A 12,830-nucleotide genomic window follows, 5' to 3' on the forward strand; every position below is an offset into this window, starting at 1 on the left:
TGATCGTCAAAGATGATAGTTAGCCTGCGACTGCGGCTGCTGCTGTGGCTGCTGATTCCGCTTACCGTCTATGTCGGCGTCAGCGCCAGCTTCACGCACGACAGCGCGGTCACCAGCGCCGACCTGGTGCAGGATCGTGCGCTGCTGGCCTCGGCACGCATGATGGCCGGCCAGGTGACGTGGGAAGACGGCGCGCCGGTGGTCAACATCCCGCCGGCTGCGCTGGAAATGTTCGCTTCGCCCGATCACGACGAGGTCTATTACCAGGTCCTGATGGACGACAACACGCTGCTGGCCGGGCGTCCGGACTTCCCGGTCGACGTCGACTTTGCGCTGGTCGCACCGGCTTACGCCACCACGTATTTCAACAACCAGCCGCTACGCGTGGTCAGCTACGTACGCGCGCTCTACGACAACGGCACGCTGCGCATGGTCGCCGTGTCGGTGGGCCAGACCATGCGCGGCCACGCGCAACTGCTGGATGAATTGTGGCGCCCCGCCCTGCACCGCCAGATCATCATGCTGCTGCTGGCGATCGCACTGGTGGTGGTCGGTCTGACGATGGAGCTGCGCCCCATCCTGCGCGTCAAGGACGAGCTCGCCACGCGTGAACCCAACTCGCTCACGCCCCTGCGCGCCGGTGAACTCCAGGTGGAACTGCGTCCCATCGTGGTCGCCATCAACCAGTACATCCAGCGCCTCAACACCCAGGTCGCGGTGCAGAAGCGCTTCATCGCCGACGCCGCGCACCAGTTGCGCACGCCGCTGACGCTGATCGATTCGCAGATCCAGTTTGCCCGCCAGCTCAACGATCCGCAGCGCCTGCCGCAAGTCTTGCAGGCCTTGCAGGACAGCAGCCGCAACATGACCGACCTGACCAACAAGCTGTTGCAACTGTCACAGGCGGAGGCGTCCAACAGCACCGCGTTCCCGCGCCAGCCGATCGAGCTGGTAGGACTGGCGGCGACCGTGCTGGAAGAACTGGTCAGCCTGGCCCAACGCAAGCACATCGACCTCGGCATGGAAACCGCCGTCGACGAAGCCTGGGCCATGGGCAGCCAGGCGCTGTTCTCGGGCATGCTGATGAACCTGATCGACAACGCGCTGCGCTATACGCCGGAACACGGCAAGGTGACGGTGGGTGTGGCGCTGGAAGACAACAAGGAAGTAGTGATCACCGTGGCCGACAACGGACCGGGCATTCCCGCCGAAGTGCGCGAGCGCGTGTTCGAACGCTTCTACCGGAACGCTGCACCGGATCAGCACGGCGCCGGCCTCGGCATGGCGATCGTAAAGGAAATCGTGCAGGCGGCGCAGGGGACGATTACGCTGGGGACGGACCGGGACGGCAAGGGATTGACGGTGACCGTCAGACTGCCGGCGTGGAAGGCGCCGTCGCCGAAATGAAAAAAGCCAGCGCGAACGCTGGCTTTTTTGAATTCTGGTGGAAAGTCGCAGTTTCGAACTGCGGACCCCTGCAGTGTGAATGCAGTGCTCTACCCCTGAGCTAACCTTCCATTTTGCTGTCGCCACCGACCGCGAGGGTTGGTGTGAAGCGGCCCGAATTATGACACAGAATTGACGACACGGGCAAGCTGCTCTTCATTTCTTCCCAATTCCCTGTCATTTTCCTCAAACAATTTACGCCGGCGGCGCTTCCGCCTCGGGTTCCTTGCGCCATACGCAGGTGCCGCGCACTTCCTTGTCGAGCGCGTTCAGGACGGTTTCGTGCAGGCCCAGTTCGGCTTCGCTGGCGGCCACCACGATGACGTCGGCGAGCGGCGCCAGTTCGAGTTTGACGGCGCCGTCTTCATCATCGCCGCCGGCGGCCAGGTCCATGGTCAGGCTGTTCTGGCCACGCGTCATGGCCAGGTACACCTCAGCCAGCAGGGCGGCATCGAGCAAGCCGCCGTGCAAGGTGCGGTGGGCGTTGGAGATGCCGTAGCGGTCGCACAGCGCGTCGAGCGAGTTGCGGCGGCCGGGATGCTGCTCCTTGGCCATTTGCAGCGAGTCGATGACGTTGTCGACGTGTTCCTTGAACGGCGGCAGGCCGAGCAGCTTGAACTCGGCGTCGAGGAAGCCGACGTCGAAGGGCGCGTTGTGGATAATGATTTCGGCGTCGCGCACGTAGTCGCGGAACTCGTCGACGATGGCCGCGAACTTGGGCTTGTCGCTGAGGAACTCGGTGGTCAGTCCGTGCACCGCCAGCGCGCCTTCTTCTGAGTCGCGCTCGGGGTTGATGTAGAAGTGCAGGTTGTTGCCGGTCAACTGGCGGTTGAGCAGTTCAACGCAGCCGATTTCAATGACGCGGTCGCCGGTGCGGGGGTTCAGGCCGGTGGTTTCGGTGTCGAGGACGATTTGTCGCATGATAATTCCGTTAGCTGGTGCTGAGTCGGGTGCTGAGTCTGATGCTGACTCTGATGCTGACTCTGAGGTCAGAGGACGGTTTCAACGCCGCGGTTGGCGAGCTGGTCGGCGCGCTCGTTGCCGGGATGGCCGGAGTGGCCCTTGACCCAGCGCCATTCGATCTTGTGCTGCGCCTGGGCGGCGTCGAGCGCCTGCCACAGGTCGACGTTCTTGACCGGTTCACGCGCCGCGGTTTTCCAGCCGCGCGCCTTCCAGCCGTGGATCCATTCGCTGATGCCTTTTTGCACGTACTGGCTGTCGGTGTAGACGGTGACGTCGCAGCGGCGGGTCAAGGCGCCGAGCGCTTCGATCACGGCCTTGAGTTCCATGCGGTTGTTGGTGGTGTTGCGTTCGCCGCCGCACAATTCCTTCTCGCGGCCACCCGCGATCAGCAGCGCGCCCCAGCCGCCGGTGCCGGGATTGCCCTTGCAGGCGCCGTCGGCGTAAATCTCTACACGTTCCAACTCGTCTTTGTTCATGCTTGCGTCTGTCATTTCCTGATTACTTTGTTCGTTGATGTTGATCGTTGATGATGCCCCGCTTTTTTGCGGAGAGGCGGCATTCTATTCCTTATGGATGCGATTGGTCGCGGGCATGCCCTTGGGCACCTTGACCTTTTGCTTGCTCCAGGCCGGGCCGATCAGGCGCATGCCCTTGACGCGCTTGATCGCCTGCACGATGTAGACCGCGCCGAAATACGGCCACCAGCGGTCGCCGGCTTTTTCCATGAAGTTGAAACGGTCCAGCCATTTGTCGGTGGCGCACGGCGGCGCATAGCAGCCGAAATGGCCGCGATTGACTTCCATGTTGAGCAGCTTGAGCCAGTCCTTCAGGCGCGGCAGGCGGATGAATTCGCCGTCCTGCGGCAGGAAGTGCGCGCCGGTCAGCCGTCCTGCGGCCTGGCGTGCACCCCACAGGCTGGTCGGGTTGAAGCCGCAGATGATGACCTGGCCTTCGGGGATCAGCACGCGCTCGACTTCGCGCAGCACCTGATGCGGCTCGGCGCTGAACTCCAGCACGTGCGGCAGCACCACCAGGTCGAGGCTTTGCGTGGCGAACGGCAGCTCGGAAAAATCATGCGCCACCACCAGCGGGATCTCGCGGCCTTCCTGCATGCCGGCCGAGGCTTCGATCGGCAGGCAGTTGTCGGTGAGCCAGCGGTAAGGCATGCGATTGGCCTGCAGTGCGTTGATCTGCGGCATGCCGATCTGCACCGCGTTGAATCCGAAGATGTCGGCCGTGAGCGCGTCCAGGTGCTTCTGTTCCCAGGCGCGAACGTAGTTGCCCATCGGCGTATGCAGCCAGTCGTCGAGGGCTATAATGGCCTTTCCCGAATCCGTATCGACTTCCGCCATCACGCGCACCCATCCAGCCATGTCAGCCATCCCGCCAGCAGCATCGTCCGATTCATCCACATCCTTGAGTGTCCTGACTGTTCCTGCATTTGACGATAATTACCTGTGGTTGATTCATGACGGCGTCAATGCGGCGGTCGTCGATCCCGGCGATGCGGCTCCGGTCCTGGCAGCGCTCAAGGCACATGGCCTGACGCTGGCCGCTATTCTACTGACTCATCATCATGCTGACCATGTCGGCGGTGTTCCGGCCTTATTGCAACATGGACAAGTTCCGGTCTACGGCCCCGCCGGTGAAGCGATTCCGACGATTACCCAGCCCTTGTGGGAAGACGATCTGGTGCACCTGGCGGCCCTCGGCCTCGACCTCAAGGTGATCGATGTGCCCGGCCACACCAAGGGCCATATCGCCTACTACGCCGCGCGCCAGGGCTGGCTGTTCTGCGGCGACACGCTGTTTGCGGGCGGCTGCGGCCGCCTGTTCGAAGGCACGCCGCAGCAGATGGTGGCCTCGCTCAACAAGCTGACCGCCCTGCCGGCCGACACCAAAGTCTACTGCGCCCACGAATATACCCTGTCCAACCTGCGCTTCGCGCGTGAAATCGAACCGGGCAACGCCGCGCTGGCCGCACGCATCGGTGTGGAACAGGCCAAGCGCGCCCGCAACGAGCCGACCGTGCCCACCACCATCGGACTCGAAATCGCCACCAACCCTTTCCTCCGTTACAAGGAAAGCGCCGTCATCGCCCGCCTGCAAGAAGCCGGCCGTTTACCTGCCTCAGGGAAACTAGTTGATCCGGCAGAAACATTCGGCGCGTTGCGCGAATGGAAGAATACCTACAAATAGAGGGTGTATAGGCCTTTTTTCGGACAAATACCAAACGAATCAAGGGCTTAAGCTTTGTAACATAAGTGAATTTTTACTTGACGAGTGAAAAGGGGCTTACGTACACTCCGTCTAGTCTCCAAATCCACCGGCTTGCAAGCCGTTTTTAGATAAACGGGCGCTTTTGTTGTTTTTTAATAACAGAACCGTCGGATGCTTCATTATTTCCGTTCGGACACATACTTCCTGGCAGGAGGTGCTGTCCATCCGAGACGACCGGTGAATTTGCAACGCGAATGTAAACGCGAAGCTCAACTTTTCTTCAGCCTCAGGCACAGGATCACGTACCCATGCAGCTAACATTTCGGAAATTGGCGATCGCAACGCTTTTCTCTCTCGGTACTCCACTCCTGGCCCACGCCAACGACATCTCGATTTATCCCGCCGCCTTCAACGCCATCAATCCAAACGATCCTTCGTCCGCGCTGCCGGGCATGGAAGACATCGATATCTGGGCACGCATCCGCAAAGGCTTCGGCATTCCGAATCTGGAAAACCCGCTGGTCGACAACCAGACCCAGTGGTACAGCTCGCGTCCCGACTATATTCAGCGCACCACCGTGCGCGCTTCGCGCTATCTGTTCCACGTCGTGCAGGAACTCGAAAAGCGCGGCATGCCGACCGAACTGGCGCTGCTGCCGTTCATCGAATCCGCCTTCAATCCGCAAGCGCTGTCGACCGCCAAAGCGGCCGGCATGTGGCAGTTCATCCCATCGACCGGGCGCGACTACAACCTGAAGCAGAACCTGTTCACCGACGAGCGCCGCGACGTGCTGGCCTCGACCGATGCGGCGCTGACCTACCTGCAGAAGCTGTATGGCATGTTCGGCGACTGGCAACTGGCGCTGGCAGCGTATAACTGGGGCGAAGGCTCGGTGCAGCGCGCCGTCAACCGCAACCTGGCCGCCGGCCTGCCGATCGACTTCAACACGCTGTCGGCGCAGATGCCGAATGAAACGCGTAACTATGTGCCGAAGCTGCAAGCCGTCAAGAACATCATCGCCGTGCCGGGAGAATTCGGCATCGAGCTGCCCAAGGTCGACAACCAGCCCTACTTCGTCACCATCGGCAAGACCCGCAACATCGACGTGAAGGTGGCGGCGCAACTGGCCGAATTGTCGCTCGACGAATTCAAGGCGCTCAATCCGCAGTTCAACCGCCCGGTCATCATCGGCGGCGACGACACCAAGATCCTGCTGCCGGAAAGCAATGCCGAGAAATTCAAGACCAACATGTCCAAGTTCACGCAAGCGCTGACCTCGTGGACTTCGCATACCGTGTCGAGCGCACGGGAACGCATCGAAACCATCGCCAGCCGCTTCGGCACCACGCCGGACGTGATCCGCAGCGTCAACCAGATCCCGCCGAAGATGGTCCTGAAAGCCGGCTCCATGATCCTGGTGCCGAAGACCGAAACCTCGATGGAAGCAGACATCACGCCGGAAATGGCCAACAGCGCCCGCCTGGCCGTGGCGCCGGACGTGCCCGACTTCAAGCGCATCTACGTGAAGGCCGGCAAGCGCGACACGCTGGCCTCGATCGCCGGCCGTTACCGCGTGAGCGTGGTCCAGATCAAGCAATGGAACAGCCTGCATCACGACACCCTGGCCAATGGTCAGAGCCTGCAGCTGCAAGTGCCTTACCAGACGCCTTCTGCAGCGCCGGTACGCGTACGCCAGGTAATCCATGCACCGGCCAAGCCGATCCGCAAGGCGCCTGCCGTGGTGGCGAAGAACACCCGCGCGGCACCAGCGCAGGCGCGCAAGGGTTCGGCGCCGATCACGCTGGCATCGGAAAGCGGCAACCGCCGCCGCTGATATCGGCAGTTTTGGATTGTAAAAAAGGCCGGGATGCGTTCCCGGCCTTTTTTATTTCGGCGGATTTTCCCGCACTGCAAAACGGCAGGCTTCAGCGCGCCTTTGCCCACGCATGCCCATCAACCCGATGTGTTTTCTTGAGAATGTATCAACAAGCCAGCGCATCGCCTGCCGCATCGCCGCATGAATCCTTATGTTCAGCGCCTTCATTTTCCCGAAATCCGGTGCTATGATTCAGTCGCGCAAACGTTTGCGCGCATAAGTAAATTGTCGTAAATCGCAAGCAAAACACACCAATAACAGCATGCCGATCCACACGAATTGCTGCTCACCCCGAATATCTGGAATCTGGAGACATCATGAATAAACGTATCCGCCTCAAGCTGATTGCCGCCGCCGTCCTGGCCTGCGCCCTGCCGGCCCTGCCCGTGCTGGCACAAGCCCAAACAGCCGCCAAGCCCAAGGTCGCGCTGGTGATGAAGTCGCTGGCCAATGAATTCTTCCTGACCATGGAAAACGGCGCCAAGGAACACCAGAAAGCCCACGCCGCGCAATACGACCTGATCGCCAACGGCATCAAGGACGAGCAGGACACCGCCAACCAGATCAAGATCGTCGAACAGATGATCGTCTCCAAGGTCAGCGGCCTGGTGATCGCACCGGCTGACTCCAAGGCGCTGGTGCCAGTCATCAAGAAGGCCATCGACGCCGGCATCATCGTGGTCAACATCGACAACAAGTTCGACGATGCCGCACTGAAGGAAAAGGGCATCACGGTGCCGTTCGTCGGTCCTGACAACCGCAAGGGCGCCAAGCTGGTCGGCGACTTCCTGGCCAAGCAGATCAAGAGCGGCGACAAGGTCGCGATCATCGAAGGCGTCTCGACCACCTTCAATGCGCAGCAACGCACGCTGGGCTTCCAGGACGCCATGGGCGCGGCCGGCGCCAAGGTAGTGTCGGTACAATCGGGCCAATGGGAAATCGATCCGGGCAACAAGGTCGCCGCCTCGATGCTGAACGCCAATCCTGACATCAAGGCGATCCTGGCCGGCAACGACAACATGGCGCTGGGCGCGGTTGCCGCGGTCAAGGCGGCAGGCAAGGCCGGCAAGGTGCTGGTGGTCGGCTACGACAACATCAACGCCATCAAGCCGATGCTCAAGGATGGCCGCGTGCTGGCGACCGCCGATCAGTTCGCTTCGCAGCAAGCCGTGTTCGGCATCGAAACCGTGCTGAAGGCGTTGACCGACAAGAAGAAGCAAAGCAGCCTGAGCGGTGCGGTTGAAACCAAGGTCCAGCTGGTGACCAAGGACAGCAAGTAATCCATAGAGAAGCATCGGGCGGGACGCGTGTGCGTTCCGCCCTTCCCGCAACACCGAATTTCTGAACCACACCTTCACGGTGGAGACTGCATGTCCAATCCATCATCCCCGGCTTTGCTGTCGCTCAGCGGCATCGGCAAGACCTATGTCGAACCGGTGCTCAGCGACGTCGCGCTGGAAATCCGTCCCGGCCAGATCCTCGCGCTGACCGGCGAAAACGGCGCCGGCAAGAGCACGCTGTCGAAGATCGTCTGCGGCCTGGTGCAATCCACCACGGGCGCCATGCTGCTCGACGGCCTGCCTTACCAGCCGCGCTCGCGCACGGAAGCGGAACAGCTCGGCATCCGCATGGTGATGCAGGAGCTGAACCTGATCCCGACACTGAGCATCGCCGAAAACCTGTTCCTGAACCAGCTGCCGCAACGCTTCGGCTGGATCGACCGGCCGAAACTGGCAGCGCTGGCGCAAGCGCAAATGGCGGCGGTCGGCCTGACCGACATCGATCCGTGGACGCCGGTCGGCGAGCTCGGCGTGGGCCATCAGCAGATGGTGGAAATCGCACGCAACCTGATCGGCAGCTGCCGCCTGTTGGTGCTGGACGAACCGACCGCCATGCTGACCAGCCGCGAAGTGGAATTGCTGTTCGCGCAGATCGCGCGCCTGCAATCGGAAGGCGTGGCGATCATTTACATCTCGCATCGCCTGGAAGAATTGAAACAGGTCGCCGACCGCATCGCCGTGCTGCGTGACGGCAAACTGGTCTGCGACGACGCCATCGGCGGCTACAGCAGCGACGCGCTGGTGCAACTGATGGTGGGCCGCGCGGCAGAAGCGGAACTCGATCTCGGCCATCGCGAGATCGGTGCACCGCTGCTGCGCGTACGCGGTCTCGGTCGCGGCGACGTCGTGGCGCCGGCTTCCTTCGATTTGCGCGCCGGGGAAATCCTCGGCATCGCCGGCCTCATCGGCTCGGGCCGCACCGAACTGCTGCGCCTGATCTTCGGCGCCGACCACGCCGACCAAGGTGAAGTCTTCATCGGCGACCGGACGCAAGCCGCCGACATCCGCTCGCCCAAACACGCGATCGCAGCCGGCATCGCCATGATCACCGAAGACCGCAAGAGCCAGGGCTTGTTGCTACCGCAGTCGATCGCCGTCAACACCACATTGGCCAAACTAGGTGACGTCAGCAAGATGGGCCTGCTTGACGGCGACGCCGAAAGCGCGGTCGCCGCCGACTACATCAAGCGCCTGCGCATCCGCTCGCGCGACGGCGCGCAGGCAGCGGGCGAACTGTCCGGCGGCAACCAGCAGAAAGTCGTGATCGCGCGCTGGCTCTACCGCGATTGCCCGATCATGCTGTTCGACGAGCCGACGCGCGGCATCGACATCGGCGCAAAATTCGACATCTACAAACTGCTGGCCGACCTCTCGCGCCAGGGCAAGGGCCTGCTGATCGTGTCCAGCGACCTGCGCGAACTGATGCTGATCTGCGACCGCATCGCCGTGATGAGCGCAGGCAAGCTGGTCGATACTTTCGAGCGCGGCCAGTGGAGCCAGGAAGCGATCCTTGCCTCGGCGTTCAGCGGCTACATGAACTCGCCGGCTACAGCTACTCAAGCCGCCTGACCATGACGACACCCACACAAGCAAAACAGACAAAGATCATGACCCATCCCACCCGCACCTTCTCCGTCTACGGCCTGTCCGCCGTCAAGAACTACCTCGGCCTGATCGGCGCCCTGCTCGCGATGTGCGTGCTGTTCTCCTTCCTGAGCGAAAACTTCCTCACGCTGGGGACCTTCAGCACCTTGTCCAACGACATCCCGACGCTGGTGGTGATGGCGGTCGGCATGACCTTTGTGCTGATCGTCGGCGGCATCGATCTGTCGGTGGGCTCGGTGATGGCATTGGCGGCATCGATCCTGTCGATGGCGATGGTGCGCTGGGGCTGGCCGCTGTTTGCCGCCGGCTTGCTCGGCATCCTCGTAGCTAGCTTGTGCGGCATGCTGACCGGCCTGATTTCGGTGGGCTGGCGCATCCCCTCCTTCATCGTCTCGCTGGGCGTGCTGGAAATGGCGCGCGGCATGGCCTACCAGGTCACCAACTCACGCACCGAATACATCGGCAGCGCCGTCGACGGCATCAGCTCGCCGATCTTCCTCGGCCTGTCGCCTGCCTTCATTGCATCGATTGCGGTCGTGGTCATCGGCCACCTGGTGCTGACGCGCACGGTGTTGGGACGCCACTGGATCGGCATCGGCACCAATGAAGAGGCGGTGCGTCTGGCGGGCATCAATCCGCGTCCAAGCAAGATTCTGGTATTTGCACTGATGGGCTTGCTGGCCGGCGTAGGCGCGCTGTTTCAGGTGTCGCGTCTGGAAGCGGCCGATCCCAACGGCGGCGTCGGCATGGAGCTGCAGGTGATCGCAGCCGTAGTCATCGGCGGCACCAGCCTGATGGGTGGACGCGGCTCGGTCATCAGCACCTTCATCGGCGTGCTGATCATCTCGGTGCTGGAAGCCGGCCTGGCCCAGATCGGCGTGTCCGAACCGATGAAGCGCATCATTACCGGCCTGGTGATTGTCGCCGCCGTGGTGCTCGATACCTATCGCCGTCGCGGCGAACGAAACACTCACTAATCAACGAACATTCAGCGATAAGAAAAATATGGCAACCATCAAGGATGTAGCGCGCCACGCCGGTGTTTCGTACACCACCGTGTCGCACGTGCTGAACAAGACCCGCCCGGTCAGCGCCGAGGCGCGCGACCGCGTGCTGGTGGCGGTCGAGGCGCTGGCCTATGTGCCCAGCGCACTTGCCCGCTCGCTGCGCAGCAACGCCACCGGCAGTATCGGCCTGATCATCCCGAACAACACCAATCCGTACTTTTCGGAAGTCGCGCGCGGCATCGAAGACAGCTGCTACGAGGCGGGTTATAGCGTGATCTTGTGCAATTCCGACGACGATCCGGCCAAGCAGCGCGACTATCTCAACGTGCTGCTGACCAAGCGCTGCGATGGCCTGATCGTGGCAACGCTGGCGCAGACCGACGGCGAACTGCTGCGCAAGATGAAGGTGCCGACCGTGCTGCTCGACCGCGCGCCGAAAGACATGGCGATCGACCTGGTGGCGGTCGACAATGCCGCCGGCGGAGTGCTGGCGGCAGAACATTTGCTCACGCTTGGTCGCCGTCGCATCGCCTGTATCGGCGGTCCGGAGAGTCTGGATATTTCCGCCGAACGGATCGCCGGCCTGCGCGGCAAACTGAAAACCGCCGGCATCACGATTGCACCGGAGCTGCTGGCCTACGCCGACTTCACCAGCGCAGGCGGTTATGCCGCAGCGCGCGCGTTGCTCTCTGCCGCGCAGCCGCCTGACGCCATTTTCTGCTGCAACGACCTGATGGCGATCGGCGCCCTGCGCGCCGCCGCCGAGCGCGGCATCGACGTGCCGGACCAGTTGTCGGTGATCGGCTTCGACGATATCGACCTGGCCCAGTTCGTGCATCCGCCGCTGACCAGCGTCTCGCAGAACACGCGCACGCTGGGCCAGCTGACTGCGCAATGTCTGCTCGAACGCATCGCCGATCCGACCCGCCCCGTGCAACGCCAGACCATCACGCCGCAATTGCATGTGCGCGGTTCTACCGTACGTTCGTCGGACGTAGGCACGTGACGACAACCGTTCAACAATTCACTTCATCAACCGTCGGAAACACATGATAGTTATCATCGGCAGCATCAACATGGATCTGGTCTTGCGCGTGCCGCGCATGCCGCTCCCGGGCGAAACCATCACCGGCGGCCAGTTCCGCACCATCCCCGGCGGCAAGGGCGCCAACCAGGCGGTGGCCTGTGCGCGCCTGAGCGCCGACGACGTCAAGGTCGCGATGGTGGCCTGCCTGGGCGATGACGCCTTCGGTGCAGAGCTGCGTACGGCGCTGCGCAAAGACGGCATCGACGACAGCCATGTGACGACGATACCCGGCACGGCGTCCGGCATCGCCTCCATCCTGGTGGACGACAGCGGCCAGAACAGCATCGTGCTGGCGTCCGGCGCCAATGCCGAGCTCAGCCCGGCCCACATCGACGCTGCGCGCAGCCTGATCGAACAGGCGCGCATCGTGGTCCTGCAGTTGGAGTCGCCGCTACCGACCGTGATCCACGCCATCAAACTGGCGCATGCGCTGGGCAAGACCGTGGTGCTCAATCCGGCGCCGGCGCAAGCCTTGCCGACCGAGTTGCTGGGACAAATCGATTACCTGGTGCCCAACGAAATCGAAGCCGCAATGCTGGCCGGCATGCCCGCAAGTGGCATTGACAATGACGAACAGATTGCCGCCGTGATCGGCAAGTTGCGCGCGGCCGGCTCGACCAACGTGCTGGTCACGCTGGGAGACAAAGGCGTCTACGCGGCGCTGGAATCAGGCTCCGCGCATTTCGCAGCGCAAGCCGTCAAGGCGGTCGACACCACCGCCGCCGGCGACACCTTCATCGGCGGCTTTGTCGCCGCGCTGGCGGAAGGCCGCAGCGAAGCCGACGCCATCGCGCTGGGTCAGCGCGCGGCCGCCATCAGCGTGGCACGCATGGGTGCACAGACTTCCATTCCTTTCCGCCGGGAAGTCGCGGACTGAGCAAGGAGAACCGACGTGAAAAAGACACCACTACTCAACATCGCGCTGTCGCAACTGATTGCTTCGCTCGGCCACGGCGACAGCATCGTGATCGGCGACGCCGGCCTACCGGTGCCGCCCGGCGTGCCGCTGATAGACCTGGCGCTGACGCGCGGCATCCCCGGTTTCATGGATACGTTGCAGACGGTGCTGGCTGAAATGCACGTCGAACATCACTTGCTGGCCGATGAACTGGCTGAACGCAGCCCGCAGTTGGCGCAGCAAGTCGGGCAGCTCGGACTGGCCGGCAAGCAGACCCTGTCGCATGAGGAATTCAAGCGCCGCACGCAACAGGCGCGGGCGGTGATTCGCACCGGCGAGTTCACGCCGTATGCGAACATCATCCTGATTGCCGGCGTGACGTTCTGA

Annotated in this window: 13 protein-coding genes and 1 tRNA gene; 9 read left to right on the plus strand and 5 right to left on the minus strand. The window is 62.4% G+C overall.

Annotated elements, in window-relative coordinates; translation table 11 throughout:
* Positions 1 to 12 precede the first annotated feature (12 nt).
* Complete coding sequence (locus tag E4P32_RS14360; RefSeq protein WP_116435132.1) at positions 13 to 1,407, plus strand: sensor histidine kinase; 1,395 nt, start codon at positions 13 to 15, stop codon at positions 1,405 to 1,407.
* 35 nt (positions 1,408 to 1,442) lie between these two features.
* Here the strand turns inward: E4P32_RS14360 and E4P32_RS14365 are convergent.
* From E4P32_RS14365 to E4P32_RS14380, 4 genes are all read right to left on the minus strand, one after another.
* Positions 1,443 to 1,517, minus strand: a tRNA-Val gene (locus E4P32_RS14365).
* 124 nt (positions 1,518 to 1,641) lie between these two features.
* Positions 1,642 to 2,367, minus strand: a complete 726-nt coding sequence (gene dnaQ / locus E4P32_RS14370; protein WP_116435131.1) for a DNA polymerase III subunit epsilon — start codon at positions 2,365 to 2,367, stop codon at positions 1,642 to 1,644.
* Between the two features lie 68 nt (positions 2,368 to 2,435).
* Positions 2,436 to 2,870: a ribonuclease HI gene (gene rnhA, locus E4P32_RS14375; RefSeq protein WP_116435343.1), complete on the minus strand. Its 435-nt coding sequence runs from the start codon at positions 2,868 to 2,870 to the stop codon at positions 2,436 to 2,438.
* A gap of 99 nt (positions 2,871 to 2,969) precedes the next feature.
* On the minus strand, positions 2,970 to 3,761 hold the full coding sequence (locus E4P32_RS14380; RefSeq protein ID WP_116435342.1) for a class I SAM-dependent methyltransferase: 792 nt from the start codon (positions 3,759 to 3,761) through the stop codon (positions 2,970 to 2,972).
* Positions 3,762 to 3,825: 64 nt separating this feature from the next.
* Between E4P32_RS14380 and gloB the strand changes: the two genes are divergently transcribed.
* Both gloB and E4P32_RS14390 read left to right on the plus strand, forming a co-directional pair.
* Positions 3,826 to 4,608 (plus strand): hydroxyacylglutathione hydrolase, encoded by a 783-nt coding sequence (gene gloB / locus E4P32_RS14385; protein WP_116435130.1) that lies wholly within the window; start codon positions 3,826 to 3,828, stop codon positions 4,606 to 4,608.
* Positions 4,609 to 4,937: 329 nt separating this feature from the next.
* Entirely contained in the window at positions 4,938 to 6,464 is a 1,527-nt protein-coding gene (locus tag E4P32_RS14390; RefSeq protein ID WP_116435129.1) for a transglycosylase SLT domain-containing protein, read from the plus strand.
* 51 nt (positions 6,465 to 6,515) lie between these two features.
* Here the strand turns inward: E4P32_RS14390 and E4P32_RS24125 are convergent, their stop codons facing one another.
* The gene (locus tag E4P32_RS24125) at positions 6,516 to 6,674 is read right to left on the minus strand and encodes a hypothetical protein (protein WP_158559732.1); all 159 of its coding nucleotides are present in this window, start codon (positions 6,672 to 6,674) and stop codon (positions 6,516 to 6,518) included.
* 149 nt (positions 6,675 to 6,823) lie between these two features.
* On the opposite strand from E4P32_RS24125, the gene E4P32_RS14395 reads away from it, so the two are divergent.
* The 6 genes from E4P32_RS14395 to rbsD all read left to right on the plus strand — a co-directional run bounded on the left by E4P32_RS14395 (position 6,824) and on the right by rbsD (position 12,830).
* Positions 6,824 to 7,786, plus strand: coding sequence for a sugar ABC transporter substrate-binding protein (locus tag E4P32_RS14395; RefSeq protein ID WP_116435128.1), 963 nt, complete (start codon positions 6,824 to 6,826; stop codon positions 7,784 to 7,786).
* A gap of 90 nt (positions 7,787 to 7,876) precedes the next feature.
* A complete protein-coding gene (locus E4P32_RS14400; protein WP_116435127.1) occupies positions 7,877 to 9,415 on the plus strand; it encodes a sugar ABC transporter ATP-binding protein in 1,539 nt (512 codons plus the stop codon).
* A 38-nt stretch (positions 9,416 to 9,453) separates the two neighbouring features.
* Positions 9,454 to 10,428 carry an ABC transporter permease gene (locus tag E4P32_RS14405; protein ID WP_116435126.1) on the plus strand — a complete coding sequence of 325 codons (975 nt, stop codon included), beginning with the start codon at positions 9,454 to 9,456 and terminating at the stop codon, positions 10,426 to 10,428.
* A 28-nt stretch (positions 10,429 to 10,456) separates the two neighbouring features.
* A complete protein-coding gene (locus E4P32_RS14410; protein ID WP_116435125.1) occupies positions 10,457 to 11,464 on the plus strand; it encodes a LacI family DNA-binding transcriptional regulator in 1,008 nt (335 codons plus the stop codon).
* Between the two features lie 43 nt (positions 11,465 to 11,507).
* Complete coding sequence (gene rbsK / locus E4P32_RS14415; protein ID WP_116435124.1) at positions 11,508 to 12,422, plus strand: ribokinase; 915 nt, start codon at positions 11,508 to 11,510, stop codon at positions 12,420 to 12,422.
* A gap of 15 nt (positions 12,423 to 12,437) precedes the next feature.
* Complete coding sequence (gene rbsD, locus E4P32_RS14420; RefSeq protein WP_116435123.1) at positions 12,438 to 12,830, plus strand: D-ribose pyranase; 393 nt, start codon at positions 12,438 to 12,440, stop codon at positions 12,828 to 12,830.

It is taken from the genome of Herbaspirillum sp. 3R11 (genome assembly GCF_004563925.1).
Classification (GTDB): domain Bacteria; phylum Pseudomonadota; class Gammaproteobacteria; order Burkholderiales; family Burkholderiaceae_D; genus Herbaspirillum.

Coding starts and splice junctions, on each gene's coding strand:
- E4P32_RS14360 (WP_116435132.1), top strand. CDS start 13: ATGATAGTTAGCCTGCGACTGCGGCTGCTGCTGTGGCTGCTGATTCCG.
- dnaQ (WP_116435131.1), bottom strand. CDS start 2,367: ATGCGACAAATCGTCCTCGACACCGAAACCACCGGCCTGAACCCCCGC.
- E4P32_RS14380 (WP_116435342.1), bottom strand. CDS start 3,761: ATGGCGGAAGTCGATACGGATTCGGGAAAGGCCATTATAGCCCTCGAC.
- E4P32_RS14390 (WP_116435129.1), top strand. CDS start 4,938: ATGCAGCTAACATTTCGGAAATTGGCGATCGCAACGCTTTTCTCTCTC.
- E4P32_RS24125 (WP_158559732.1), bottom strand. CDS start 6,674: ATGAAGGCGCTGAACATAAGGATTCATGCGGCGATGCGGCAGGCGATG.
- E4P32_RS14395 (WP_116435128.1), top strand. CDS start 6,824: ATGAATAAACGTATCCGCCTCAAGCTGATTGCCGCCGCCGTCCTGGCC.
- E4P32_RS14400 (WP_116435127.1), top strand. CDS start 7,877: ATGTCCAATCCATCATCCCCGGCTTTGCTGTCGCTCAGCGGCATCGGC.
- E4P32_RS14405 (WP_116435126.1), top strand. CDS start 9,454: ATGACCCATCCCACCCGCACCTTCTCCGTCTACGGCCTGTCCGCCGTC.
- E4P32_RS14410 (WP_116435125.1), top strand. CDS start 10,457: ATGGCAACCATCAAGGATGTAGCGCGCCACGCCGGTGTTTCGTACACC.
- rbsK (WP_116435124.1), top strand. CDS start 11,508: ATGATAGTTATCATCGGCAGCATCAACATGGATCTGGTCTTGCGCGTG.